Source organism: Variovorax sp. RCC_210, from assembly GCF_041355175.1.
Lineage (GTDB): Bacteria > Pseudomonadota > Gammaproteobacteria > Burkholderiales > Burkholderiaceae_C > Variovorax.
On sequence record NZ_JBFUPJ010000001.1, the window covers coordinates 743,550 to 767,676 of the forward strand.

A 24,127-nucleotide genomic window follows, 5' to 3' on the forward strand; every position below is an offset into this window, starting at 1 on the left:
CTCGGCCGCTGCAGGGAGACCGTGCATGAGCAATTTGAACAAGACCGTTACGCCAATTGGGCCTGGGCGATACAACTACTCGAAGAGCGATATCACCGGCTTCAGTCGTGCAAGCACAGCGACCTATTTCGATGACAGCGGCGCCTTGCGCATCGCCTCCGTCAACGAGCCTCGGTTCGAAGGGGGGCAGCTTGTGGTGGAGGAACAGGGCACGAACCTGCTGCCCTGGAGCGCTTGCACGGACATGGCTGGGAAGGGCACCACGCCGCCCACTTGCGTTGCTACGACCGTTGACGGCTTTCCTTGCTCGGCGATCACGTTTGATCAAACGATGACGCAGGGATTCGCTGGTTGCCGGGCTGACCGAAGTACGCCTGGGATGACTGCGCCTGTCACGCTGGGGGCGCGCTATTCAACCCGGGGCTATATCAAGTTGAGTCGCCCGCTGGTTGGAAGCGAGCAAATTCAGTTCTTGTTCACTGGTGCATCGGGCCTTGGCACCTTTCCGATAACCGCTGCGAACAGTGCTGACTTTCTCGCCGGATTTCGTCCCGCGATCCCGCCGGCGGTTCTCGCGCTTGGCACGGGGGTTAACTACCCAGTGGTTACGTTGGCGTCGGCAGTTTTTAGCCCCCTGGTTGTGTACTGCTGCAACGCTCAAATTGAGCAGGCAGCGAGCATCAGCAGCTACATCCCGACAGCAGGCGCGGCGGTGACTCGGGCCGCTGACTTCGCGTCGCTGATCCAGTACCTGGCTGGCGCGCCTGGCTCGCTCACGATGTCGATCGACGGCAATGTCATCTCGGTCACCGGCGCACTTCGCGATCCGCTGACGCGCGCCGTGATCATCAGCCTCTTCACATGGGCTCGCGCCCGGGCCGATGACCAGCTGCCCGGCGACGAGCGCATGGGCTGGTGGGGTGACACATATCCTGCTGCGGCAGGGGACCGCACCGGCTCGCGGCTTTGGCTGCTGTCGCGCTCGACCATCACAGCGACTACAGCGCAGCGTGCACGTGAATACGCACAGGAAGCGCTTGCCTGGTTGGTCGCCGATGGCGTGGCCACTGAGGTGATCGTGCAGGCCGAGCGCGAAGGCCTGTCGCAGATCTCGCTGTGGTGCCAGATCGTGCGGGGCGATGGCTCGCGAATAGATATTCGATTCAACGACGCATGGAGTTTCCTCAATGGCATTTAATCGACCGCAGCTCACCGCGCTGGTCAAGACCTTGCGCGACGATATGCTCTCGCGCGTGGGCGACGAGACGCAGCTGCGCCGCGCCGACGCCGAGGTCTACGCTCGTGTGTTTGCCGGCGCAATGCACGGCCTCTACGGCTACACCGACTGGATCTCGAAGCAGATTATCTGGGACCGCTGCGACGACGACACGCTCGAGCGTTGGGCGTCGATGTGGCTGCAGGTGCCGCGAAAGCCTGCGGCGGCCGCCACGGGCGTTGCCACCTTTGTGCTTGCTGTGGGCGCCGCAGTGCCCGCCGGCAGCGTCGTACAGGCCTTCGATGGCGTGCAGTACCAGACCACGGCCGACAACATCGGCAGCACCGCGCCGGTCGTGGCGCTCGTTGCCGGCGCGGCCGGCAATCGCGCGGCCGGCCAGGCGCTGTCTTTGGTTTCGCCGATCGCAGGCGTGCAGACGCAAGCGATCGCCAGCGAGATCTCTGGCGGCTCAGACATCGAGAGCCCGGACTCGTTGCGCGCCCGGCTGATTGCGCGAGTCCGTACGCCGCCGGATGGCGGCAGCGCGACCGACTACCTCCAGTGGGCACTCGAGGTTCCGGGCGTTACTCGCGCGTGGGTGGCGCCGCTCGAGCAGGGCGCTGGCACAGTCGTTGTCCGCTTCGTGCGGGACAACGACGCCACGCCGATTCCCGACGCGGTCGAGGTCGCCGCGGTGCAAGCGCACATTGATCCGCTGAGGCCGGTTACGGCGGACGTGTATGTCGTGGCCCCGATCGCGGATCCGCTCAACTTCCAGATCACGCTGACGCCGCCGACTGTGGCAGTCAAGGCGGCCGTGGAGCTGGAACTGCGTGACCTGTTGTTCCGCGAGGCAGCGCCAGGTGTGACCCTGCTGGTGTCCCATATCCGCGAAGCCATCAGCACCGCCGCGGGCGAGACCGATCACGTGCTGGTGTCGCCGGCGGCGAACGTCGTGCCGGCCATCGGGCACATGCCCGTCTTCGGGAGCATCACATGGGTGTGATTACCGCCAGTGCAGACGATTACACGAACCAGCTCGAGCAGCTGCTGCCGCAGGGGCCTGCCTGGCCACGCGACAGCGACTCGCCCCACGCGCGCGCGTTCCCGCCGGCAGGCGCGTCCATGGCGACGGTGCATGCGCGCCTGAACCAGCTGATCGAGGAGGCCGACGCGCGAACGACCAGTGAGCTGCTCGTGGACTTCGAGCGCGTGGTCGGCCTGCCGGATCCCTGCCTAGATCCGCCCACGTCGACGGCGGAACGACGGCGACGCGTCGTGCAGCGACTCACCTACCAAGGCGGCCAATCGGTCGCCTTTTTTGTTGGTCTGCTCGCGGCGCTTGGCTATCCCGGCGCCACGGTCAAGGAATACCGGCCGTTCCGTGCGTTCAGCAAATGCAACGCGTCGCTCAACCAGGGCGGCTGGCGGTACGGCTGGACGGTGAACGTGCCGGCCAGCGTGAACGTGAAGGTCATGACCTGCGTGGCGCGCTGCAACGACCCGCTCGCGAGCTGGGGGAATCCTGGCCTGGAGTGCCTTCTGGCCGCCCACAAGCCGGCGCACACGCGTCTGTTCGTCGGCTATGGCGTTTGATTTTTACGAGAGGAATATTTCATGAAGCGCATCGATACAGCCACCAAGTCGGCCAACAAGTTTGGCGCAGGCAAGGATGGCTTTACCAACGGCAACGTCGTGGGCGGCATCCCTGCGACGGACTTGACAGATAGCTGGTTTGACAACGTGCAGGAGGAGCTGGCCAGCGTCATCGAAGCCGCCGGACTGACGCTCAACGGCGCGGACTTCACGCAACTGCTGCAGGCGATCCGCGCTGTAGCTACTGGGCGCTCCCTCCGCTATTCGATCTACATGTGGGTGGCCGGCGTGCAGCAAGTCAGCGTGAACGGTGGCGCGTTCACGGCAGTCGCCGGCGCCGCGTTCAACGCACTCGCTGGCACGAAGTCCATTCGGGAGCGCGCCCTGGGCGGCGGCGGCGGCGGCGGCGGTGCTGCGGCGACAGGCGCCAGCCAGGTCGCCGCCGCACAGGGCGGAGCAGGGGGCGCGTATGGCGAAGCGATCCATACCAGCGGCTTCGCAAGCTTGGTCATCACGGTTGGTCGAGGCGGCGCAGGCGGCGCCGCCGGCAACAACAACGGTGTGGCGGGCACGGCATCGTCGGTGGGCGCGCTCATGACTGCACCTGGTGGACCGGGCGGTGCAGGCGGGCCAGCCAACGCGCTGGGCAACGGGTCCGTGGTCGACGGGTCGCCAAGCAGCGCCCCCACTGGCGCCAACATCCGCAGCGTGCCTGGCGGCGGTGCTGGTATCCGCTTCTTGCTCAGCTCTGGCCAATTCATCGGCTCACGTGGCGGGCAGGGCGGCGATGGTGCGCCGGCTGCAGCTTCCCAAAACAACGGCGCGGGGCCTGCCGCACCAAGCCTTGGCGGTGGCGGTAGCGGCGCCACGTTGGGCTCTAGCCTGGCCGCTGCTGCTGGCGGCGCGGGCGGCGACGGTTACGTAATCATCGAGGAGATGGCATAAATGAATTTCGCTCAAATCGTCTGGGGCCTTGTCGCCGAGATCATCGTCCTGCCGCGCGCGGAGGTGGACCTGCTCGGCCCTGCAGAGGGGGACGCGGAGCCGGTGCTCATCGTCAAAGCCGGAGACGAGATCCCTATCTCCCTGTGCTATCACCCCGACTATGTGGCCACGTGTGTCCCGATCCCCGAAGGCACGACGGTGGCCATCGGCGATCGCTGGAGCGAGGGGCAGGGTTTCAGCGGTCCGCCGCCGGCGCTCGAGGCCGCACTGGTGCCGGCGTCCGTCACGATGCGCCAGGCGCGCCTTGCGCTTCTGTCCGCCGGGAAGCTGGCTGCCGTTTCAGCTGCCATCAACGGGTTGTCCAGCCCGCAGAAAGAGGCTGCGCAGATCGAGTGGGAGTTTGCCGCGACGGTGGACCGGGCATCTCCGTTCCTAGCCAACCTGGCGGCCTTGCTTCAGCTGGATGACCAGGCGCTCGACGACTTGTTCATTTCTGCGGCGCAGCTCTAGGCGCATCACGCTCCCAACCCACCCGCCTCGGCGGGTTTTCTTTTGCCTGAAGGGCGCCATGTCGCAACCATCCATCACCGACATCGTCGGGCTCTGCGTGTTCCTGGCCACGCTCTTCTTCTCGGCGGAAGTGGCGAACGTCGTCGGGCCGTACATGGCCATCGTGACGGCCGCCGCGATCGGCGGCTCGTTCGCCTTGATCCGCCGCGACAAGTCGAGCCGCCGGAGCGCGGTCTTCTTTTACTTCCGGGTGTGCGGCGTGGCCACGATCGGCACTGTGGTCGTTTCCATCGTGCTGGCCGGCTACCACCCGCAGCTCACCGAACGCGTGCTGCTTGCGCCTGTGGCGTTCGTGATCGGGCTGATCGGCGACGACTGGCCATCGCTTTACCGCGCCGGTGCGCAGAAGCTTGGCGCGCTTCTCGACATCCTGATCAAGCTGAAAGGCGGCGGGCAATGAACGAGCTGCAGCACTTCATCGCGTTCCTCAACTTCTGCCTATGCATCCCGAGCATGGTCATTTGCATCTGCCGCCTCAACGCGATGGACAGCAAGACCGTGCTCTGGCGTGTCCAGGCCGAGTACGCGCTCGGCGCCGGCGCTCTTTTCTTTTCCGCCTTCCGCCCCTTGATTGGCGAATGGCCCGGCTATGCGTCGTTGCTGATGGCGGCCTACGTGCTCTGGATGCTCATGGCGAGCGGGCATGCCTGGAAGAACGACAAGCCACCGGAAGTGGCCACCGATCACTCACCACTCAGCGAAGAACCATGAACGAACAACTTTTCACCGGCCCCGATGGCCACGAGCTTAACCACCATTACGAGGCCTGCAAGCTTCGGGCATACCCAGACCCTGCGTCGGCGCTGTTCAAGGCGCTGCAGGCGGCCCGCGTCGATCCCTACAGCCTCGCGACCGTGCCGCTTCAGTTCGGCCATCTGAGCGGAAAGCCCTGGACGATCGGCTGGGGCGACACCGAGGACGTGCGCGTCGGCCAGGTCATCAGCCAGGCCGAAGCGGACGGCCGCTATGCCAAGCGCCTGGTGCGCGACTTCGAGCCTCCGACGCGCCGGGCCGTCCTAGTGCCGCTGACCCAGCGACAGTGGGACGCCATCGTTTCGACGGTCTACAACACCGGCCCCGGCGGTGGCGGTCGCGACGGCATTCTGTTCCTGGCTGATGGCACGCCTTCGACCTTCCTTCGCAAGCTGAATGTGGGCGACTTCGCCGGCGCGGCGGCCGAGCTTCCGAAGTGGGTTCGTGCCGGCGGGCAGGTGCTCAAGGGGCTGCAGCGCCGGCGCGAGGCGGCCCGCCTGGTCTTCCTGGGCATGGACGCTCGCTCGGCCATCATTTCCGGTGAGGCGAGGTTCCCGTGAGCGCGATCGCAGGCTTTCTGGGCATGCTGCCGGGCTGGCTCTGGGCCTGCCTGGTGGCCGCGACCGTGCTTCATGGGTGCTGGGTTGGCCACCAGCGCGACGGCGCCGTCAACGGCCTGCACGACCTGCAGGCGAGCGTGGCGAAGCAGGAGACTGTTCGCGCGGAGGCCGCGTCGACGGCCAACGCGAATTTCCGCAAGTTTGAACACCAGCAGGCTGCCATTGCGGCAGATCTCGAAAATGCAAACCAAACGCGCAAGCAGGCTGCAGGCACTGTCGATCGCAGCAATCGTGATGATGTTGACGGGCTGCGGCGCGATGTCGCACGGCTTGACGCCGCCGCCCGTAGTGGTGGGTTGCCCGGCGCCGCCGCCTATCCCAGCGAGCTTGAGGCAAGCAGGCGAGCGGCTCAAAACGCAAGAGGACTATTCCTTGCGTGCGCAGCGGAATATCAGGTTGTGGCGGGAGCAGCTCAACATGACGCCATCGACCTCGGCACCGGAGTGAGTTACGCCGACCTCGTGCAAACGACTGCACCCCACTGACAAGGGCCCCCAGCGCATCTGCGCTGGGGGCCCTTTTGTCGTTTTCTCTCCGGTGATGGCGCTACCATTCGCGCATGCGAGAACAATACCTAGATGGCCTGCGAGGGTGGGCCGCGCTGATCGTGGTCGCTTATCACATCACACTGATGATCTGGGGCGAACTGCATCCTCCCTTCAAACTGCTAGTCCTGGACGGCCCGTTTGCTGTCTACATATTTTTTGCGCTTTCGGGCTACGTGCTGAGTGTTGCGAACTTTCGAGGTAGTTCCAAGCGCGAAGTCTTCGACATGGCGTTGCGTCGCTATCCGCGTTTGACGATCCCGATCTTCGCGATTTCCGCACTCGCGCTTTCCATGATGCTGCTCGACGTGTTCGCGAATCCTGCCGCCTCCAAAGTGTTGGGGACCGAGTGGTGGCTTGGCATCTTCTATACCTTTGATCCCGGCTTGTTCGACATGCTGTATTACTCCCTCTGGGTGGTCTTCTTTGGCGGCAACGCGTATTGGTACAACTCATCGCTGTGGACTATGCCGACTGAGATGATCGGGTCGTTGCTGATATTCGCCTTCCTCTTGATCGCTGGGCGTAGTTCTCTGCTTCGCCTCCTGGGCCACGCCCTCTTCATAGGTATCTGCTGGTGGCTGAAGTCGTTCATGCTCGCGATGGCTCTCGGCGTCGCCATCGCGCACTTCGTTCAATCGGGGGCTCATCAGCGACTGAAAAACTCTACATTTGGCTTTTGGTGCTCGTGGATCTTGCTGGCGGCCGGCCTCTTTGGGGCAGGCCAGCGGACGGACACCTACGCTTCTGTCTCCTCAGGTTTCAGTGCAGCTGCTGTGGTCTATGCAGTGATGATCAACGCACCGATGCAGCGCGCGCTGTCTCTCCCGTTTTCCCAGTGGCTGGGCAAGCTCTCCTTTTCCTTGTACCTGGTGCACATTCTGGTGATCTGCAGCGTTGGATCGTGGGCCGCGGTGGCTTTGGCCGAAATCGGCTGGCTCACCATCTTTGGTAAGCTTTTTTTGTTTGCAGCAACGCTGGTCACAGCCGTTGCGGCCGCCATTGCTTTCTATCCAGTCGACCGGTTTGGCATCGAAATCAGTCGACGATTCGCTCGTGCCGTTTTGGGAATGCCCCGCGTTGATCAGCCCCGGCAGGACGCTGTGACGCTGCTTTGACAGCGCGGCATCGGGCCAAAATGTTAGGCCTGCAGACTTAAAAATGGCCCAGGTAGTGTCCTGACGCAGTTGCAGGGTCGTAGGGCATCCTGCGCGTTGGCCGGCGACTCAGCGCCTCGGCAATCTTCAGCGCTTCCGGAGTGCTTACCAGCTCATGCTCTCGAGCTTTGCGACGGGCCTCAGCAGGCGAGTCAGGGCCGCCATCCTCGGGCTCGAAGGCGCTATTTGAGATTGCGACAGGGCGACACCACCACGTCTGCGGATACCTGTCGGAGCGGATGTTCTTCATGCCGCGGCCGCGGGGCACAACCTCCGTGCCCCTGATCAGGATGCCGCCCCGGATCTTTCGGATCTCCGCGCGGTCGAGCACCGGGATGACGTAGCTCTCGCCGTCGTCGCGCAGCAGCATTGCAATCCAGATGCCGCGACCTGGCTGAAGGCCGGGCACGCGCTCCGTAAAGACCAAGTCGCCGAGTGCGCGTGTGTGCTTTACCGCCTCTTGCGAGAGCAGCTTGTTTCCTTCAAAGCGGGTGCGAAACACCTCGTACAGGATCCGTATTGCCACTGTACAAATATACAGTAGTATTCGTCCATGGATGACGACGAGATCCCGACCGACATATGGATCTTTTACTGCGCGAAGCGGCTGAAGATGCATTGGCGCACGGTCGATCCAGAGCAGCTTGAGGAGCTCGCCACCGACCTGGCCAAGGACGTTCACTTGCGTGCGTTGTCGCCGCTCGCCGCGGCCGCGCGGTGGCTTGAGCCAGTCGAAGATCCTCAGCCGCCGGCTGAGCGATAATGAGGGGTGCACGGCGATGACCAAAGCGGATTCGAAGCAGCGCAGAAGGTGGTTTGGGTAGCTCCTCGCTAACCTGTTGATTTCATTGGGCTGGTTCCGATTGCAAATCCGTGTAGCCCGGTTCGACTCCGGGTCGCGCCTCCACCTTCTCGTTCAACTAGATTCGACTCCGACTTTCAAGCCCCGCCAACCGACGTTGCCGGGGCTTGTTTTGTTTGGGTTATCGTCGATGTTCAACCTGACGCCCGGATGGTGAAATTGGTAGACACATCGGACTTAAAATCCGCCGCTTCCTTGATCGGGGCATACGGGTTCGACCCCCGTTCCGGGTACCAAACTTACATGGGAGCACTCGATGCCTCGCTACAACGCTCCATTTGAAATCCACGTTCACGGCGATGTGCCGTTGCGTTCGGACGTGAGCTTCGACCAGATCCAGGAGGCGCTCAAGCCCCTGTGGACCTATGCCGGCGCCAAGTCGCTGGCGGACGGCGCAACGAGCACCTACGAAGAAGAGCCGGGCATCCGCTTCGAGCAAAAAGACCACACGCTGCAGATCTGCTGGACCGTGCCGGGCGACGAAGACTTCCGCCAGGCGCTCGACGAGATGTGCATGGCCCTGAACGAGTTGTCGGACCGCGGCGCGGCCATCGAGGTCACCTTCTACGACACCGATTTCGACGAGGAAGAGGGCGACCCCGACGAAGAATCGCGCGACGATTTCCTGATGCTCTTCGTCGGCCCCAACCCGGCCGCGATCATGCAGGTGCAGCGCGACCTGCTGGTGGAAGACGTCGTCAACCTCATGGAGCGCCACTTCGACGGCGCCGAGCTGGGTGGCGTGGTCTCCGAGATCGATCGTCTCTTCAGCGACCGTTTCGACGCCCTGGTGAACTCGCTGGAAATCGGCAAGCGCCCGCGCGGCACGGGTGGCCCCGGCAGTGGCGGCAGCGGTGGTGGTCATGGCGGCGGTCGCCGTCCACGCCACCTGCACTGAGAACTTCGACTCTCTTCCAGAACCAGGCCGCATGGCCCTGTTTCCAGCCTCCGCGTTGCGCCCTGGCGTGCGCAAGCGCGAGGTGTTCGGCTGGGCGATGTACGACTTCGCCAACTCGGGCTACACCACCGTCGTCATCACCGCCGTGTTCGCCGCCTACTTCGTGGGTGGCATCGCCAAGGGCGCGCCGTGGGCCGCCTTTGCATGGACCGCGGCGCTCAGCGTGTCCTATGCCATCGTGATGCTCACGATGCCCGCCATCGGCGCCTGCGCCGACCAGCACGCGGCCAAGAAGCGCGTGCTGGTCTTCGCGACCCTCGGCTGCGTGCTGGCCACTGCCGCGCTGGCCGTCACGCCGCGCTTCACCGGCACGTCGGGCGTCGCGTTGGCGATGGCACTGGTCATCGTTTCCAACGCTTTCTATTCCTACGGCGAATCGCTCACGGGCGCCTTCCTGCCCGAGCTGGCCACGGCCGACGGCATGGGCAAGGTGAGTGGCTGGGGCTGGAGCTTCGGCTATGTCGGCGGCATGCTGGCGCTGGGCGTGTGCCTGGCCTATGTGCTGTGGTCGCAATCGAAGGGGCTGCCGGCCGCGCACTTCGTGCCGGTCACGATGCTGATCACCGCTGCCATCTACGGCGCCGCCGCGTGCGCCACCTTCGCGCTGCTGCCCGAGCGCGCCACGCCGCGAACGTCCAGCGTCAACGTCGAAACTGCTGCCGAAGCCGGCGCTTGGCGGCAACTGCGCGACACCTTCCGCCAGGCGCGGGCCTACCGTGACTTCATGTGGCTGCTGGCCTGCACGGTGTTCTACCAGGGCGGCGTGGCGGTCGCGATCACGCTGGCGGCCATCTACGCCGAGCAGGTGATCGGCTTCGTCGCCAGCGAGACGATGGTGCTGATCTTCGTGCTCAACATCGCGGCGGCGGTGGGTGCCTTCGGCTTCGGCTACGTGCAGGACCGCGTCGGCCACAAGCTCTCGCTCGCGGGCACGCTGGTCGCGTGGATCGCGGTGTGCGTGATTGCCGCGCTGGTGACCACCAAGGGCGGCTTCTGGTGGGCCGCGGCCATCGCGGGGCTGTCGATGGGCTCGAGCCAGTCGGCCGGCCGCGCCATGACCGGCTACCTGGCGCCGCCGCGGCAGCTTGCGGAGTTCTTCGGCCTGTGGACCTTCGCCACGCGGCTCGCCAGCATCATCGGCCCGCTGAGCTTCGGCGCCATCACCTGGATGACCGGCGGCAACCAGCGCATCGCCATTCTTTCGACGGCGGTGCTGTTCGTGGCGGGGCTGTTGCTGCTGCTGCCCATCGACATGCAGCGCGGCCGCCAGGCCGCGCTGCGCACCTAGACCTGCAAGGCGCCGGTCAGGGCAGCTTGTCGCCGAACAGGCTGTCGTTGGTCAGCGGGTAGCCGACCTCCGGCGCATAGCGCTTGGTCCAGTTGTCCGGGTTCTTCACGCGCGTAGCGAATGCGGCCAGGTCCGAGCGGTCGAGCGAGCCGGTGTAGATCGCGTTGGTCTGGTTGGCCGGCGACACCGTGAAGCTGAAGGCCGTGCCCGCCGTGGTGAGCGCATCGGGAATGCTGCCCGCCGCGCCACCCAGCGTGATGCTCGCCAGGTAGTTGCCCACCGCGGTGATCTCTCCCGCCTTGCCGTCGCCCAGGCCCGCAATGGTGCCGCCCGCGAGGGCGTAGACGGTTTCCGACTTGCCGATGCCACCCGGAGAGCCCAGCGTGAAGCCCTTGTCCGCGATCGGGTTGCCCGTGACGTCGGTCTGGATGGTCACGATGGTGCCGGCCGGCAGGTTCTGGTCCGCGGTCCAGAAGAAGGCCGTTTCATTGGTGATGCCGCCGAACTCGGCCGCGCCCGCCTTGCGGTCGCGGTCGGTGAACAGCACCTGCGTGCCGCCGTTCACGGCCTTCAGCAGCACGAAGGCGTAGGCGTCGGGCGCTTCGGCGTTGGCGGCCATGAAGAGCAGGTCGCCGGCCACCAGCGGCGTGGGCGTGCCTGCGGTCGTGAAGCTCAGCTGCGTGGCATCGGCGATGCCCGCGAAGGCGTTGCCGGCCGCGTCCATCACGGCGTTGGTCTCCACGGTGAGGAAGTAGCCCGTGCTCATCGCGAGCTTCGCGGTCGGCACCAGCTTCACCGTGTTGAACGCCACCTGGATGCGCGCGGGCGGGCTGTTGGTGTGAAAGCGCTCGACCACGCTGCCGTCGGCCTTGTGCAGCACGATGCTGCCCGAGCCCAGGCGCACGGCTTCGTTGAACGACAGCGTGATCGAGGTGTCAAGGTTCACGCCCACGCGGCCTGCCGCCGGCGATGTCTTCTTCAGCGTCGGGCCGGCGGTGTCCACCCAGGGTGCGCCGAGGCGGACCACGAAGCCGTCGAACTTCTGCTCGGCCGCGGGCAGGTCCTTGGAGGCGGTCTTGCCGTCCCATTTGGTGTCGCCGTTGTCCAGCAGCAGCTGCACCTGGGTGCCGGCCTTGACCGGCCCCGGCACCTCGACCGTCGACTCGAAGCTGCCGCCCGTTTCCTTGCGCAGCGCCTCGAGGTCGTTCGACAGCTCCACCGGCGCGGTGTTCGCGTTGCCGTTCCATGCGAACAGCGCGAAGTTGCGGTCGACCTCGGGCACGCTGGCGCCCGCCGGACCGGCCACGATCAGGTAGTTGCCGTCGCTGCCCTTGTCGATGGAGCGGATGCCGCGACCGCCCAGCTCCAGCTCGATGGGCGCGCCGAAGCTGGCTTGGGTGGAGGTGCCAGCCATCAGCGCGGCGTAGTTCTGCAGAGGGACGATCAGCGCCTTGGCACGCACCAGCCCGCCCGTCTGCGGCGCCCGAAAGCCCAGCCACAGGGCGATGTCGCCCGGCGAGCTGGTCATGCCCTCGATGGAGAAGCCGTCCACGCGCTCGGGCACGATGCCGGCCGCCGCCGACACGGCAAAGCCGAAGTGGTTGGCGCCCAGGCCGTGGCCGTTGCCGGCGTCCCAGGCGATCAGTTGCGCCTCCAGCAGCGAGAACTGGCCCAAGTAGTCGAACGCGGTGTTCGCGCCGGTGCCCGTGACCTTCACCGCGAACAGGTGCGAGCGGTCGGCCGCGGCGTCGCCGCCGTCCTTCTTGTTGCTGTTGGAACCGGTGAAGTACAGCGTGTCGCCGATGCGCGTGCCGGCCTCGAGGTCGAGTTCCTTCGCGAGCTTGGGGCCTTCGAGCTTGTAGCTCCACTCTTTCACCGCCGCGCCGCCGCCGCGCGGGTACACGCGCAGCACGTTGGCTTCGTCATCCGCGACGATCATGAAGTTGTCGGGCAGGGCGAGCGCGGTCGATGCGTCGGACGAGCCTTCGGTGGTGCCGGCATTGGGCGTGAACCGCGCCTTGGAAACGAGCTGGTCGGGCTCGGGCTGAACGACGGGTTCGGGTTCGGGCTGCACGGCCGGCGGCGTGGTCGCCACGGGCGGGAAGAAACCACCGATGCTGCCGGCGTCACTGCCGCCGCCGCAAGCGGCGAGCAACAGGGAGAGGGTGCTGGCGAGCAGCATGGGCTTGAAGGGAATGCGGGCCGAAAAAAGCGAGTTCGGAAGCGAGTTGGGAAGCGGGTTCATTGTGCGCGGTGGTTCTCTGTAGGAAACCGCGCATGCTGTTGATTGCACATGACAGGTCCGTGAAAGACCGTGCGCAAGTCAGGCTCTGTTCAGGGTGTTTGCTGGCGCAATTGCTTCGGTACCTTGTACCGTTCGCCGTCGTAGCGCAGCACCACGGTGCTGAACCTGGCGGGCAGCGTTTTCTCTACGCAGCCTTGGTCTTCTTCCTGCTGCGCTCGGCTTTGCACCAGGGTGCGCGACAGCTGCAGGTCGGCCAGGCCGTTGCTCGTGGCCTTGCCCACCGAGAGCATGGTGCGCAGCTTTTCGAAGTGGCCGGTGCAGGTCGCGTCCCAGCCGCCGTTGTCGTGGTCGAGCTCCACCTCCTGCAGCACCTGGCGAAACTGCTTGCCGTGGTGCACGTACAGCCGCACGGTCTCGCTCGCGAGCGGGCTGCCGGGCGCGCTGGTGCCGCGGTAGCGCACGCGCACGCCGAAGGCCCGGGCCTCGCTCGACAGCACATAGCGCGAGGTGTCGATGCGGATGTCCTGGATCGACGTGGTCGCGTCTTCGTCGAGCGCTTCGGGCTGCATCAGCCGGCCGATGACGGTGTCGCGCTCGGTGTTGCCGTTGTCGGGGCGCTGGATCAGCAGGATCTCCAGGTCGAAGACCTTGGCGCCGCGGTCGGTCGTTTCGCGCGGCATCGGCAGCACGACGATGCTGCGGCCCGGAAACGCCGGCCAGATCTTGCAGGCCGCGAGCCGCTCGTCGAGCGGGCGGTTGGGGTGCAGCTTGGCGTGCATGCGCTCGGCCAGGCCGCTCTCGCAGGCCGCGTGGCTCAGGCCGGCGGCCGAGAGGCACAGAAGAAGGGCGGCGTGGCGAAGAAAGCGCATGAAGGGAGTTGGGTTCAAGCCGACGCCGGGGTCGCGCTTGCGGTCAGCCCGAGCCATCGCGCCGCCGCGACCTCGAGCACGGCGAGCTGGCCGCTGCTTTCCAGGCGCAGCATGCCCGCGACCTGTTCGTCATGCGCGAGCTGGTCGTCGTGCACGAGCTGGCCCGCCGCTGCGAGCAGCCGCCGCGTGTGCTGCGCGACGGGCACGCCCGTGTCGATGAAGCGCAGCGCGGCCGGGGCGTGCTTGCGCAGCTCGTCCTTCACGAGCGGGTAGTGGGTGCAGCCGAGCACCACGGTGTCGACGTCGTTCGCGCCGTCACCGAAGGGCCCGGCCTCGTTCATGTAGCGCTCGCACAGCGCGGCGATGCCCGCGGCGTCGAAGCCTTCGATGGCCTTCACCAGGCCGTCGCAGGGCACCGGGCGCACTTCCGCCGAACCGGCGAAGGAGGTGCGCAGCGCGGCGTACTTGGCGCTCGCCAGCGTGCCGCGCGTGGCCATCACCGAGATGTGCCCGGTGCGGCTCGTTGCCACCGCCGGCTTCAGCCCGGGCTCCAGCCCCACGATGGGCAGCGCGGGGTTTTCCGCGCGCAGCAGGTGGATGGCCGCGGTGGTCGCCGTGTTGCAGGCCACCACCAGCGCCTTGATGCGGTGTTCGCGCACCAGGTGCTCGACCACCGCGCGCGAGCGCTCGATGACATAGGCGTCACCGCGCTCGCCGTACGGCGCGTAGGCGGTGTCCGCGAAATACACGAAGTTCTCGCGGGGCAGCTCGGCGCGCAGCGCGGCCAGCACGCTGAGCCCGCCCACGCCGCTGTCGAACACGCCGATCGGGTTCAAGGCCTCAGGCCTCTTCCATCATGATGGTCTTGAACTCGCCGCTGGCGATGCGCTTTTGCCACTCGGCCGGGCCGGTGATGTGCGCGCTGGTGCCGCCGGCATCGACAGCCACCGTCACGGGCATGTCGACCACGTCGAACTCGTAGATGGCTTCCATGCCCAGGTCGGCAAAGCCCACCACCTTGGCGGTCTTGATGGCCTTGCTCACCAGGTAGGCGGCGCCGCCCACGGCCATGAGGTACGCGCTCTTGTGCTTCTTGATGGCCTCGATGGCCACCGGGCCGCGCTCGGCCTTGCCGATCATCGCGATCAGGCCGGTCTGCGCCAGCATCATCTCGGTGAAGCCGTCCATGCGCGTGGCGGTGGTCGGGCCGGCCGGGCCCACGGCCTCGTCGCCCACAGGGTCGACCGGGCCGACGTAGTAGATGACGCGGTTGGTGAAATCTACCGGCAGCTGCTCGCCCTTGGCCAGCATGTCCTGGATGCGCTTGTGCGCGGCGTCGCGGCCGGTGAGCATCTTGCCGTTCAAGAGCAGCGTGTCGCCGGGCTTCCAGCTCGCCACTTCGGCGGGCGTGAGCTTGTCGAGGTCGACGCGCTTGCTCTTCTTTTCGTCGGGCGCCCAGTTGACGTTGGGCCACAGGTCGAGCGACGGCGGGTCGAGGTACACCGCGCCGCTGCCGTCCATCACGAAGTGCGCATGGCGGGTGGCCGCGCAGTTGGGAATCATCGCGACCGGCTTGCTGGCCGCATGCGTGGGGTACATCTTGATCTTGATGTCGAGCACGGTGGCCAGGCCGCCCAGACCCTGCGCGCCGATGCCCAGGGCGTTGACCTTCTCGTACAGCTCGATGCGCAGCGCCTCGACCTTGCTCAGCTCCGCGCCCGAGGCCTTCTTGGCCTGCAGCTCGTGCATGTCGAGGTCGTCCATCAGGCTTTCCTTGGCCATCAGCGCGGCCTTCTCGGCCGTGCCGCCGATGCCGATGCCCAGCATGCCCGGCGGGCACCAGCCGGCGCCCATGGTGGGCACGGTCTTCAGCACCCAGTCGACCACGCTGTCGCCGGGGTTCAGCATGACCAGCTTGCTCTTGTTCTCGCTGCCGCCGCCCTTGGCCGCCACGGTCACCTCGACGGTGTTGCCCGGAACGATTTCCGTGAAGATCACCGCGGGCGTGTTGTCCTTGGTGTTCTTGCGGTCGAACTGCGGGTCGGCCACGACCGAGGCGCGCAGCGTGTTGTCGGGGTGGTTGTAGCCGCGGCGCACGCCTTCGTTGATGGCGTCGTCCAGGCTGCCGGTGAAGCCGCCCCAGCGCACGTCCATGCCCACCTTGAGGAACACGTTGACGATGCCGGTGTCCTGGCAGATCGGGCGGTGGCCCGTGGCGCTCATCTTGCTGTTGGTGAGGATCTGCGCAATGGCGTCCTTGGCCGCGGGGCTCTGCTCGCGCTCGTAGGCCTTGGCCAGGTGGGCGATGTAGTCGGCGGGGTGGTAGTAGCTGATGTACTGCAGCGCGGCGCTGATCGATTCGATCAGGTCGGCCTGCTGGATCGTGGTCGTCATGGTGGGGGGAGTTTTTTATGAATGTGAAAACGCCCCCCGATTATCTCAGCCGACGCGCCTACCGCGCCGCGGCCCGGGCTTGCTCTATCCAGCCGTCGAACAGCTGCTGGTGCACCCGGATCCACCCGTCGGTGTGGCGCTCCACGTCCTGCTGCGTGTTCGCGCCCTGGCTCATGCGCAGGTTCTGCGCGTTGATGTCCGAGATGGGCAGCTTCATCACCTCGAACAGCCTGGCCGCCGCCGGGTTCTTCTCGGCGAAGGCGCGGTTGGCGACGATCTGTTCCTGGTTGGCCTGGAAGCCGTAGTTCTTGCCGTTGGGCAGCTGCGTGTCCGCGGCGCCTTCCTGCGAGGAAGAGAAGGGCACCTGCAGCCACACCACGTCCGTGCCCGGGCGCAGCACCGCGCTCACCCAGTAGGGCGTCCAGGTGTAGTACAGCACCGGCTTGTCCTGCTTGAAGCGGGCGATGGTGTCGGCCATCAGCGCCGCGTAGCTGCCCTGCTTGTGGGTGACCGTGTCGCGCAGCTGGTAGGCGCCCAGGTGGTTCTCGATGGCCAGCTCGCAGCCCCAGCCCGGGTTGCAGCCCGTCAGGTCGGCCTTGCCGTCGCCGTCGGCATCGAACAGTTTTGCGATGGCCGGGTCCTTCAGCTGCGCGATGTTGGTGATGTTGTATTGCTCGGCCGTCTTGCGGTCGATCAGGTAGCCCTGCACCGCCCCGTCGGAATACACGCCCTTGCGCCACAGCTTGGCGTCGCCGCCGCTGTTCTTGTAGAAGTCGGCGTGCAGCAGGCTCCAGTGGTTGGTCATGAAGGTGGCGTCGCCATTGGCGATGGCCAGGTGCTCGGTGGCGGGCTCCAGGTCCTTCATGGGCTCGACGGTGTAGCCGAGCTTCTGCAGCCCGCGCATCACCAGCAGCGTCTGGAACGCCTCTTCGGCGAGCGAGCTCTTCAGCGGCAGCACGGTCACGCCCTTGCCGGGCAGCTCGTTGGCGGCGTGGGCCACGTTCGCGGCCAGGCCGAGGGCGACGAAGCCGGCGGCCACCAGGCCGCGCGCGATGGCATTGATCTTCTTCATGCGTCGGGTTCCTCCTTCGATGCTCAATGGGCTTGGGTGGACAGGGCGGGGGCGGCTTGCGCTCCTTGGCTCGAGGTCGGGCTCACCAGGCGCTGCAGCTGGCGCAGCACGAAACCGACCGGCCCCGTGTGCCACCAGCGGCGCCCGGCGCTGCGGCGCGACTTGCCCATGGCCTGCGTCAGGCGGTCCAGCGTGATGGCCAGCAGCACGATGCCCAGGCCGCCCACGGTGGCCAGGCCCATGTCGAGCCGGCCGATGCCGCGCAGCACCATCTGGCCCAGGCCGCCCACGGCGATCATCGAGGCGATGACCACCATCGACAGCGACAGCATCAGCGCCTGGTTGATGCCCGCCATGATCGACGGCATGGCCAGCGGCAGCTGCACCTTCACCAGCATCTGCCAGGGCGAGGCGCCATAGGCGCGCGCGGCCTCGATGAGGTCGGGGCGCACCTGGCGCAGGCCCAGGTTGGTCAGCCGCACCAACGGGGCCAGCGCGAAGATGATGGTCACGATCACGCCCGGCACGTTGCCGATGCCGAACAGCATCACCACCGGCACCAGGTACACGAAGGCGGGCGTGGTCTGCATCGCGTCGAGCACCGGCCGCATGATGCGTTGCGCACGGTCGCTGCTGGCCAGCAGCACGCCCAGCGGCAGGCCGATGACCATGCAGAACACCAGCGAGGTCAGCACCAATGACAGCGTCACCATGGCCTCGGGCCAGATGCCCAGCATGGCCACCAGCAGCAGCGCTACGGTGGTGCCGATGGCGAGCGCGCGGCCGGCGAACTGCCAGGCGAACAGGCCGATGAGGGCGATCATCGCCAGCGTGGGCAGGCCGGTGAGCAGGCCCTGCACCCAGTTCAGCGTGCTGTCGATGGGCAGGCGCACGGTCTGGAAGAAGGGGCGGAAGTGCTCGACCACCCAGCCCAGGCCCTGGTTGATCCAGCTCTCGATGGGCAGCGAGCCGTCCCACAGGCGGTGCAGCTGGAAGCCGCTGGTTGCACTGTCGGCCTGGCCGGCGAGCTGGTGCGCGGCGCCGACCGGCGCGTCGAGCCAGGCGCTGGTGGCCGAGGTGTCGGGCGCGGCCGAGATGGCTTGCCACGGATCGACGAAGGCAGAGGCGTCGGGTGTGGCGGGTGCGTTCAATGCAGGCGTGTTCAACGCAGGCGCGCCCAGGTCGGGCGTGGCCAGCTCGGAAGGAAATGTGGTGTCGTTCATCGTTCAGGGTCCTTCGTGATTCAGTGCGGCTCGGCGGCGAGCGCGGGGGCGGCGTGCGGCGACACGGGCTCGATGGGCGGCGTCTCGCGGTCGAGGAACTTCAGCAGCGTCGTCTTGCTGATCGCGCCGCAGAAGCGGCCGTCGTTCGCCACCACCGGCAGCGCGCAGGGCGCCTGCGCGAGCTGGCCGATGAGCCCGGCGACCGGCGCCTCGGCATCGATGCGCGGCAGGTCGGCCAGGAACGCGTGCTGAAGGCCCAGCGGGCCTGAATGCCCGTCGAGCGCGCCGCGCAGCGTGTCGGCAGACACCACGCCCAGAAAGCGCTTGGTCGGGCTGGTCACGTAGGCGAAGTCGCGGTCCTGGTCCTCGAGCAGCTTGAGCGCCGCGCGCGCGCCGCGCTCGGGGTGCTCGGACACCACCGTGAGCGACTTGCGCGCGATGTCCGCCGCCTTGAACACGGCCGCCGCGTCCACGCCGCGCACGAAGCTGCGCACGTAGTCGTCGGCGGGGCTGCGCAGGATCTCGTCGGGCGTGCCGACCTGGATCACCTGGCCGTCCTTCATGATCGCGATGCGGTCTCCGATGCGCATGGCCTCGTCCAGGTCGTGCGAGATAAAGACGATGGTGCGGCGCTGCTCCTGCTGCAGGCGCAGCAGCTCCGACTGCATCTCGGTGCGGATGATCGGGTCGAGCGCCGAGAAGGCCTCGTCCATCAGCAGGATCGAGGGGTCCGAAGCCAGCGCGCGCGCCAGGCCCACGCGCTGCTGCATGCCGCCCGAAAGCTCGTCCGGGTAGCTCGCGCCCCAGCCTGCCAGGCCCACCTGCGCGAGCGCCTTGTCGGCCTGCGCCAGGCGGTCTTTCTTGCTGGTGCCGGAGAGTTCGAGGCCGAAGGCGGTGTTCTCGCGCACCGTCATGTGCGGCATCAGCGCGAACGACTGGAACACCATGCTGATGTCCTTGCGGCGCAGGGCGCGCAGCCGGGCGTCGGAATGCTCGTTGATGTCGGCGCCGTCGATCACGATGCGCCCCGCCGTGGGCTCGATGAGCCGGTTCAACAGCCGCACCAGCGTGGACTTGCCGGAGCCCGAGAGACCCATGATGACGAAGATTTCTCCAGCCTGGATTTCGAAGGTGGCGTCGAACACGCCGATCGACTGACCGGTGCGCGCGAGGATTTCTTTCTTTGAAAAACCTTGCCGGACCAGCTCCAGGGCTTGCTCCGGCTCGTCGCCGAAGACCTTGAAGACGTGGTCGATGAGAATTCCTTTGGCCATATGCGGGGGCTCCTTGTTGAAGGGTGGACGGAACGCCGCTCTTCACGAAGTGAAAGGGCGACAGCGACCGCGCCATCAGCCGATGGGTTGCCGGGGAGCGCGCGAACGTCGTGAAAGTCGTGAACGTCGTGAACGTCGTGAACGTCGTGAACGTCGTGAACGTCGTAAATGACGACGGCAGACGCGCGCAATGGCCCGGCAGCCTCGAGGGCTGCCGACAGGCACTGAAGACGACATGGCGACGAAGCCAGTGCCCGCCGGATGCTTCATTCGCAGGTCAACGGGCCTGGTCGAGGGGCGCCGCCTGGATGAGCGTGACGTGGCAATGGGGGCAGAACAAATCCGCCCGGTTTGCCGGGCTGGGCCCGGCGGCAAAAGCACCTTGCACCGCGACGGGATTCAGGGATCCGCGAGTAGTGAAGGGGTGACCGACCCGCGTCGCCATGAAGAATCATCATGACTTGTGGGTCGTCGTAAGCCTTTGATCATAACTTTTCGGCATGATGAAAGTCAAGGCGCAAGGCGTATCGTCATGTCAGCGGAGAGGCAATGGCCCCGTCAGATGCGAGCTACTCGTATTGGCCGATACTCGGCACCGCGTCCGCACGGGCGCGACCTTTCATGATCCCCGGAGCTTTTTTCCATGACGACTTCCCCCAAGACCCGCGCCGAGCGTGACACCTTCGGCCCGATCGACGTGCCGGCCGACAAGCTGTGGGGCGCGCAAACGCAGCGCTCGCTGCAGAACTTCGACATCTCGGGCGAGCAGCAGCCGCGCGAGATCATCAAGGCGCTGGCCCAGGTGAAGCGCGCATCGGCCGTGGTGAACCACGCGCTGGGCCTGCAGGACGAGAAGAAGACCCAGGCCATCGTGGCCGCGGCCGACGAAGTCATCGCCAGCAAGCACCCGGGCGAGTTCCCGCTGGTGGTGTGGCAAACGGGCTCGGGCACGCAGACCAACATGAACGTCAACGAGGTGCTGGCCAACCGCGCCAGCGAAATCCTCGGCGGCGAGCGCGGGGAAGGGCGCCTGGTGCACCCGAACGACGACGTCAACCGCAGCCAGTCGAGCAACGACGTGTTCCCCACCGCCATGCACGTGGCCGCCGTGGAAGCCATCACGCACAAGCTGCTGCCCGCCATTGCCAAGCTGCGCGGCACGCTCGACCAGAAGGCCAGGGACTTCGCCGACATCGTTAAGATCGGCCGCACCCACCTGCAAGACGCCACGCCCCTCACGCTGGGCCAGGAGTTCTCGGGCTACGTGGCGCAACTGGCGCATGGCGAAGCGCACGTGCGCGCCGCGCTGCCGCACCTGAGCGAGCTGGCACTGGGCGGCACGGCCGTCGGCACCGGGCTGAACGCGCCCAAGGGCTACGCGGAGCAGGTGGCGGCCGAGCTGGCCAGGCTCACGGGCCTGCCCTTCATCACTGCGCCGAACAAGTTCGAGGCCATGGCCAGCGTCGATGCGCTGGTGCACGCCCACGGCGCGCTGAAGACGCTGGCCGCCAGCATGAACAAGATCGCCAACGACGTGCGCTGGCTCGCCAGCGGCCCGCGCAGCGGCATCGGCGAACTGAGCATTCCCGAGAACGAACCCGGCTCGTCGATCATGCCGGGCAAGGTCAACCCGACCCAGAGCGAGGCCGTCACGATGCTGGCCGCGCAGGTGTTCGGCAACGACGTGGCCATCAACATCGGCGGCGCGTCGGGCAACTTCGAGCTGAACGTGTTCCGCCCGATGGTGGCGCACAACTTCCTGCAGAGCGTGCGCCTGCTGGCCGACGGCATGGTGAGCTTCAACGACCACTGCGCCGTGGGCATCGAGCCGAACCGCGAACGCATCACGGAGCTGGTTCAGCGCTCGCTGATGCTGGTAACCGCGCTGAACACGCACATCGGCTACGACAAGTCGGCCTATATCGCCAAGAAGGCGCACAAGGAAGGCACCAGCCTGCGCGAAGCGGCGATCGCCTCGGGCCACCTGACGGCCGAGCAGTTCGACCAGTGGGTGGTGCCGGAGAACATGACCGGTCGTTGAACCCCGTTCAGCCCCAATAAAAAAAAGGACCCGCGAGGGTCCTTTTTCGTTGCGGGCCGCTCAGTAGCCGATGGTGTAGCGCTGGCGCGAGTGCGCGGGCTTTTCCAGCTCGTCGATGAACGCGATCGCGTAGTCCTCGAAGCTGATCCAGCTGCGGCCTTCGGCGCTCACGAGCAGGTCGTCGTTGCCCAGGCGGAACTTGCCCGTGCGCTCGCCGTCGACGAACTCGGCGGAGGGCGACAAGAAGGTCCAGTCGAGGCCCTTCTCGTTGCGCAGCGCGTCCAGGAACACGCCGCCGGCCGAGGCTTCGGCGCGGTAGGCGTCGGGGAAGTTCGGCGTGTCGATCACCTTCAGGCCGGGCGCGGCGAACAGGCTGCCGGCGCCGCCGACCACCAGCAGGCGCTTCACGCCGGCGCGCTTGGCCGGCTCGATGATGGCCGCGGGCGGCACGGTGGCGAAGTGCGCGGCGCTGAACACGGCGTCGTGGCCGGCCAGCGCTTTTTCCAGCGCGGGGGCGTCGAGCACGTCGAGGTCCAGCGCCTTCACGTTGTCGCGCCCGGCCAGCTTGGCGCTGGCCTTGCGCGCGATGGCCGTGACCGTGTGGCCGCGGCGCAGCGCTTCTTCCAGAAGGCGGCCGCCGGCGCGTCCGGTGGCACCGATGATGGCGATGTGGCTCATGAGGAACTCCTGTCGAAAAAGACGAAAGTGGATGGAATGAACCGCATCTTAGGTTTCTGATTCCGAAAGAAATACCTCGATTTGCGCGTTTGTTTATTTCTAAAATCGTTCGAATGGACCGACTGAATGCAATGCGGGTGTTCGTGAACGTGGTCGACGCGGGCAGCCTTTCTGCCGCGGCCGACAAGCTCGACATGTCCCGCCCCGTGGTGACGCGCTATGTGGCCGAACTGGAGCAATGGACCGGCGCGCGGCTGCTCCACCGCACCACGCGCCGCCTGAGCCTCACCGCCGCCGGCGAAGAGCTGCTGCCGCGCTGCCGCCAGGTGCTGGAGCTGGCGCTCGACATGCAGGCCGCCGTGCGGCACCCGGCCGAGGCCCCGAGCGGGCAGTTGCGCATCACCGCCAGCACCTCGTTCGCGCAGGCGCAGCTGGCCGACGCGGTGGCCGACTACGTGCGGCTGTACCCGGGCGTGGCGGTCGACCTGGTGCTGCTCGACCGCGCGGTGAACCTGGTGGACGAGCGCATCGACCTGGCCATTCGCGTGGCGGCCGAAATCGACCCGAACCTCATCGCGCGGCGGCTCACGGACTGCCGATCGGTGGTGTGCGCGTCTCCGGCGTACCTGAAGGAGCACGGCCAGCCGCTGCGGGTGGAAGAGCTGGCGCAGCGCAACTGCCTCACGCACTCGTACTTCGGGCGCAGCCTGTGGAACTTCACGCGCAAGGAGACGGGGGAGCCGGCCTCGGTGGCCGTGGGGGGCAATGTGTCGGCCAACGACGCGGCCAGCCTGATGTACCTGGCGCGCGCCGGCGCCGGCGTGGCGATGCTGCCGACCTACCTGGCGGCGCCCTTGCTGCAGGCGGGGGAGCTGGTGCGGCTCTTCGACGATTTCGAGCCGCAGGTGGTGGGCATGTACGCGGTGTACGCATCTCGCAAGCACATGCCGGCCACCTTGCGCACCATGCTCGACTTTCTGGCCGGGCGCTTCAGCGACGTGCCGTCGTGGGACGCCCGGTGCGCCGCTGCGGCGGCCGCAGCTGCAGCCACCGCCGCCGTGTGAGGCGCGCGGGCTGTCGCCGTCAGTGGGGCGCGCCGCCCTGGCTCGCGTTCGCGGTCATCAGCTTGTCCGTGTAGGCAATGGCGATGGCCGAGAACAGGAAGGTGATGTGGATCACCGTTTGCGCGATCAGCACGCGGTCGGTGTAGTTGTCCGCGTTGATGAACGTTTTCAGCAGGTGGATGGAGCTGATGCCGATGATGGCGGTGGCCAGCTTCACCTTCAGCACCGAGGCGTTCACGTGGCTCAGCCATTCGGGCTGGTCGCGGTGGCCTTCGAGGTTCATGCGGCTCACGAAGGTTTCGTAGCCGCCCACGATCACCATGATCAGCAGGTTGGAGATCATGACCACGTCGATCAGCGCCAGCACCACCAGCATGATCACCGTCTCGTTCAGCGAGGCGACCGGCACGGTGGTCTTGTAGCCGATGCTGGTAATGAGCGCCTGCAGCGCGGTCTGGCTGCCGAAGGCGGCCTCGACCAGGTGCAGCAGCTCGACCAGGAAGTGCACCACGTACACGGCCTGCGCCACGATCAGCCCCAGGTACAGGGGCAGTTGCAGCCAGCGGCTCGCAAAGATCAGCCGCGGCAAAGGCCCCATCGGAAAGGTCCGGGGGGTGGGCGGGTTCCTGGGGTCGAAAGGGTCGGGAGCGGACATCGGCAGGCCGGTGGTGGAGGACGAAAGATTCTAGGGGTGTCCCCAAGTCGCACTCGTGATAACCCTGCGAACTAACATCGGACCGTCAGTGACCCGTAAGTG

Annotated in this window: 24 protein-coding genes and 1 tRNA gene; 15 read left to right on the forward strand and 10 right to left on the reverse strand. The window is 66.5% G+C overall.

The window, feature by feature from the left end:
* Positions 1-25: 25 nt before the first annotated feature.
* From AB6807_RS03665 to AB6807_RS03710, 10 genes are all read left to right on the forward strand, one after another.
* Entirely contained in the window at positions 26-1,198 is a 1,173-nt protein-coding gene (locus AB6807_RS03665) for a phage GP46 family protein (RefSeq protein ID WP_371083535.1), read from the forward strand.
* The gene (locus tag AB6807_RS03670; protein WP_371083536.1) at positions 1,188-2,222 is read left to right on the forward strand and encodes a baseplate J/gp47 family protein; all 1,035 of its coding nucleotides are present in this window, start codon (positions 1,188-1,190) and stop codon (positions 2,220-2,222) included. The genes AB6807_RS03665 and AB6807_RS03670 overlap by 11 nt, the downstream gene beginning before the upstream one ends.
* A complete protein-coding gene (locus AB6807_RS03675) occupies positions 2,213-2,812 on the forward strand; it encodes a YmfQ family protein (protein WP_371083537.1) in 600 nt (199 codons plus the stop codon). Before AB6807_RS03670 ends, AB6807_RS03675 begins: the two co-directional genes overlap by 10 nt.
* Positions 2,813-2,833: 21 nt before the next feature.
* Entirely contained in the window at positions 2,834-3,757 is a 924-nt protein-coding gene (locus AB6807_RS03680) for a hypothetical protein (protein WP_371083538.1), read from the forward strand.
* Entirely contained in the window at positions 3,758-4,267 is a 510-nt protein-coding gene (locus AB6807_RS03685) for a hypothetical protein (RefSeq protein WP_371083539.1), read from the forward strand.
* A 58-nt stretch (positions 4,268-4,325) separates the two neighbouring features.
* Positions 4,326-4,727: a hypothetical protein gene (locus AB6807_RS03690; RefSeq protein ID WP_371083540.1), complete on the forward strand. Its 402-nt coding sequence runs from the start codon at positions 4,326-4,328 to the stop codon at positions 4,725-4,727.
* Positions 4,724-5,038: a hypothetical protein gene (locus tag AB6807_RS03695; RefSeq protein ID WP_371083541.1), complete on the forward strand. Its 315-nt coding sequence runs from the start codon at positions 4,724-4,726 to the stop codon at positions 5,036-5,038. Before AB6807_RS03690 ends, AB6807_RS03695 begins: the two co-directional genes overlap by 4 nt.
* Positions 5,035-5,640 (forward strand): lysozyme, encoded by a 606-nt coding sequence (locus tag AB6807_RS03700; RefSeq protein ID WP_371083542.1) that lies wholly within the window; start codon positions 5,035-5,037, stop codon positions 5,638-5,640. Before AB6807_RS03695 ends, AB6807_RS03700 begins: the two co-directional genes overlap by 4 nt.
* Positions 5,637-6,185, forward strand: coding sequence for a hypothetical protein (locus tag AB6807_RS03705; protein ID WP_371083543.1), 549 nt, complete (start codon positions 5,637-5,639; stop codon positions 6,183-6,185). Before AB6807_RS03700 ends, AB6807_RS03705 begins: the two co-directional genes overlap by 4 nt.
* 74 nt (positions 6,186-6,259) lie before the next feature.
* On the forward strand, positions 6,260-7,363 hold the full coding sequence (locus AB6807_RS03710) for an acyltransferase family protein (protein WP_371083544.1): 1,104 nt from the start codon (positions 6,260-6,262) through the stop codon (positions 7,361-7,363).
* A gap of 37 nt (positions 7,364-7,400) precedes the next feature.
* On the opposite strand, the gene AB6807_RS03715 is transcribed toward AB6807_RS03710, so the two are convergent.
* Positions 7,401-8,189: a hypothetical protein gene (locus AB6807_RS03715; protein ID WP_371083545.1), complete on the reverse strand. Its 789-nt coding sequence runs from the start codon at positions 8,187-8,189 to the stop codon at positions 7,401-7,403.
* Between the two features lie 219 nt (positions 8,190-8,408).
* Between AB6807_RS03715 and AB6807_RS03720 the strand changes: the two genes are divergently transcribed.
* The 3 genes from AB6807_RS03720 to AB6807_RS03730 all read left to right on the forward strand — a co-directional run bounded on the left by AB6807_RS03720 (position 8,409) and on the right by AB6807_RS03730 (position 10,510).
* Positions 8,409-8,500: transfer RNA gene (locus AB6807_RS03720), tRNA-Leu, on the forward strand.
* A 20-nt stretch (positions 8,501-8,520) separates the two neighbouring features.
* The gene (locus AB6807_RS03725) at positions 8,521-9,162 is read left to right on the forward strand and encodes a DUF6806 family protein (protein WP_116908829.1); all 642 of its coding nucleotides are present in this window, start codon (positions 8,521-8,523) and stop codon (positions 9,160-9,162) included.
* Between the two features lie 31 nt (positions 9,163-9,193).
* Complete coding sequence (locus AB6807_RS03730) at positions 9,194-10,510, forward strand: MFS transporter (RefSeq protein WP_371083546.1); 1,317 nt, start codon at positions 9,194-9,196, stop codon at positions 10,508-10,510.
* Positions 10,511-10,526: 16 nt separating this feature from the next.
* Here the strand turns inward: AB6807_RS03730 and AB6807_RS03735 are convergent, their stop codons facing one another.
* The 7 genes from AB6807_RS03735 to proV all read right to left on the reverse strand — a co-directional run bounded on the left by AB6807_RS03735 (position 10,527) and on the right by proV (position 19,587).
* The gene (locus AB6807_RS03735; protein WP_371083547.1) at positions 10,527-12,755 is read right to left on the reverse strand and encodes an Ig-like domain-containing protein; all 2,229 of its coding nucleotides are present in this window, start codon (positions 12,753-12,755) and stop codon (positions 10,527-10,529) included.
* An 89-nt stretch (positions 12,756-12,844) separates the two neighbouring features.
* Complete coding sequence (locus AB6807_RS03740; RefSeq protein WP_116908832.1) at positions 12,845-13,624, reverse strand: hypothetical protein; 780 nt, start codon at positions 13,622-13,624, stop codon at positions 12,845-12,847.
* Positions 13,625-13,638: 14 nt separating this feature from the next.
* Complete coding sequence (murI, locus tag AB6807_RS03745; protein ID WP_371083548.1) at positions 13,639-14,460, reverse strand: glutamate racemase; 822 nt, start codon at positions 14,458-14,460, stop codon at positions 13,639-13,641.
* A gap of 4 nt (positions 14,461-14,464) precedes the next feature.
* Positions 14,465-16,018: a fumarate hydratase gene (locus AB6807_RS03750; RefSeq protein WP_371083549.1), complete on the reverse strand. Its 1,554-nt coding sequence runs from the start codon at positions 16,016-16,018 to the stop codon at positions 14,465-14,467.
* 58 nt (positions 16,019-16,076) lie between these two features.
* On the reverse strand, positions 16,077-17,090 hold the full coding sequence (gene proX, locus AB6807_RS03755) for a glycine betaine/L-proline ABC transporter substrate-binding protein ProX (protein WP_371083550.1): 1,014 nt from the start codon (positions 17,088-17,090) through the stop codon (positions 16,077-16,079).
* Positions 17,091-17,113: 23 nt separating this feature from the next.
* On the reverse strand, positions 17,114-18,313 hold the full coding sequence (gene proW, locus AB6807_RS03760; protein ID WP_371083551.1) for a glycine betaine/L-proline ABC transporter permease ProW: 1,200 nt from the start codon (positions 18,311-18,313) through the stop codon (positions 17,114-17,116).
* Between the two features lie 20 nt (positions 18,314-18,333).
* Positions 18,334-19,587, reverse strand: coding sequence for a glycine betaine/L-proline ABC transporter ATP-binding protein ProV (gene proV / locus AB6807_RS03765; RefSeq protein ID WP_116908837.1), 1,254 nt, complete (start codon positions 19,585-19,587; stop codon positions 18,334-18,336).
* Positions 19,588-20,230: 643 nt separating this feature from the next.
* On the opposite strand from proV, the gene fumC reads away from it, so the two are divergent.
* Complete coding sequence (gene fumC / locus AB6807_RS03770) at positions 20,231-21,628, forward strand: class II fumarate hydratase (RefSeq protein WP_371083552.1); 1,398 nt, start codon at positions 20,231-20,233, stop codon at positions 21,626-21,628.
* A 60-nt stretch (positions 21,629-21,688) separates the two neighbouring features.
* On the opposite strand, the gene AB6807_RS03775 is transcribed toward fumC, so the two are convergent.
* Positions 21,689-22,306, reverse strand: a complete 618-nt coding sequence (locus AB6807_RS03775) for an NAD(P)-dependent oxidoreductase (RefSeq protein ID WP_371083553.1) — start codon at positions 22,304-22,306, stop codon at positions 21,689-21,691.
* Between the two features lie 113 nt (positions 22,307-22,419).
* Between AB6807_RS03775 and AB6807_RS03780 the strand changes: the two genes are divergently transcribed.
* Positions 22,420-23,370 (forward strand): LysR family transcriptional regulator, encoded by a 951-nt coding sequence (locus tag AB6807_RS03780; RefSeq protein ID WP_371083554.1) that lies wholly within the window; start codon positions 22,420-22,422, stop codon positions 23,368-23,370.
* A gap of 19 nt (positions 23,371-23,389) precedes the next feature.
* Here AB6807_RS03780 and AB6807_RS03785 read toward each other — a convergent pair whose 3' ends face one another.
* A complete protein-coding gene (locus AB6807_RS03785; protein WP_116908841.1) occupies positions 23,390-24,025 on the reverse strand; it encodes a YqhA family protein in 636 nt (211 codons plus the stop codon).
* Positions 24,026-24,127 lie beyond the last annotated feature (102 nt).

What these genes read in the sequence shown, in the direction of transcription:
- AB6807_RS03665 (WP_371083535.1), top strand. Translation starts at nt 26, where the DNA reads ATGAGCAATTTGAACAAGACCGTTACGCCAATTGGGCCTGGGCGATAC.
- AB6807_RS03670 (WP_371083536.1), top strand. Translation starts at nt 1,188, where the DNA reads ATGGCATTTAATCGACCGCAGCTCACCGCGCTGGTCAAGACCTTGCGC.
- AB6807_RS03675 (WP_371083537.1), top strand. Translation starts at nt 2,213, where the DNA reads ATGGGTGTGATTACCGCCAGTGCAGACGATTACACGAACCAGCTCGAG.
- AB6807_RS03680 (WP_371083538.1), top strand. Translation starts at nt 2,834, where the DNA reads ATGAAGCGCATCGATACAGCCACCAAGTCGGCCAACAAGTTTGGCGCA.
- AB6807_RS03685 (WP_371083539.1), top strand. Translation starts at nt 3,758, where the DNA reads ATGAATTTCGCTCAAATCGTCTGGGGCCTTGTCGCCGAGATCATCGTC.
- AB6807_RS03690 (WP_371083540.1), top strand. Translation starts at nt 4,326, where the DNA reads ATGTCGCAACCATCCATCACCGACATCGTCGGGCTCTGCGTGTTCCTG.
- AB6807_RS03695 (WP_371083541.1), top strand. Translation starts at nt 4,724, where the DNA reads ATGAACGAGCTGCAGCACTTCATCGCGTTCCTCAACTTCTGCCTATGC.
- AB6807_RS03700 (WP_371083542.1), top strand. Translation starts at nt 5,035, where the DNA reads ATGAACGAACAACTTTTCACCGGCCCCGATGGCCACGAGCTTAACCAC.
- AB6807_RS03710 (WP_371083544.1), top strand. Translation starts at nt 6,260, where the DNA reads ATGCGAGAACAATACCTAGATGGCCTGCGAGGGTGGGCCGCGCTGATC.
- AB6807_RS03725 (WP_116908829.1), top strand. Translation starts at nt 8,521, where the DNA reads ATGCCTCGCTACAACGCTCCATTTGAAATCCACGTTCACGGCGATGTG.
- AB6807_RS03730 (WP_371083546.1), top strand. Translation starts at nt 9,194, where the DNA reads ATGGCCCTGTTTCCAGCCTCCGCGTTGCGCCCTGGCGTGCGCAAGCGC.
- AB6807_RS03735 (WP_371083547.1), bottom strand. Translation starts at nt 12,755, where the DNA reads ATGAACCCGCTTCCCAACTCGCTTCCGAACTCGCTTTTTTCGGCCCGC.
- AB6807_RS03740 (WP_116908832.1), bottom strand. Translation starts at nt 13,624, where the DNA reads ATGCGCTTTCTTCGCCACGCCGCCCTTCTTCTGTGCCTCTCGGCCGCC.
- AB6807_RS03750 (WP_371083549.1), bottom strand. Translation starts at nt 16,018, where the DNA reads ATGACGACCACGATCCAGCAGGCCGACCTGATCGAATCGATCAGCGCC.
- proX (WP_371083550.1), bottom strand. Translation starts at nt 17,090, where the DNA reads ATGAAGAAGATCAATGCCATCGCGCGCGGCCTGGTGGCCGCCGGCTTC.
- proW (WP_371083551.1), bottom strand. Translation starts at nt 18,313, where the DNA reads ATGAACGACACCACATTTCCTTCCGAGCTGGCCACGCCCGACCTGGGC.
- proV (WP_116908837.1), bottom strand. Translation starts at nt 19,587, where the DNA reads ATGGCCAAAGGAATTCTCATCGACCACGTCTTCAAGGTCTTCGGCGAC.
- fumC (WP_371083552.1), top strand. Translation starts at nt 20,231, where the DNA reads ATGACGACTTCCCCCAAGACCCGCGCCGAGCGTGACACCTTCGGCCCG.
- AB6807_RS03775 (WP_371083553.1), bottom strand. Translation starts at nt 22,306, where the DNA reads ATGAGCCACATCGCCATCATCGGTGCCACCGGACGCGCCGGCGGCCGC.
- AB6807_RS03780 (WP_371083554.1), top strand. Translation starts at nt 22,420, where the DNA reads ATGGACCGACTGAATGCAATGCGGGTGTTCGTGAACGTGGTCGACGCG.
- AB6807_RS03785 (WP_116908841.1), bottom strand. Translation starts at nt 24,025, where the DNA reads ATGTCCGCTCCCGACCCTTTCGACCCCAGGAACCCGCCCACCCCCCGG.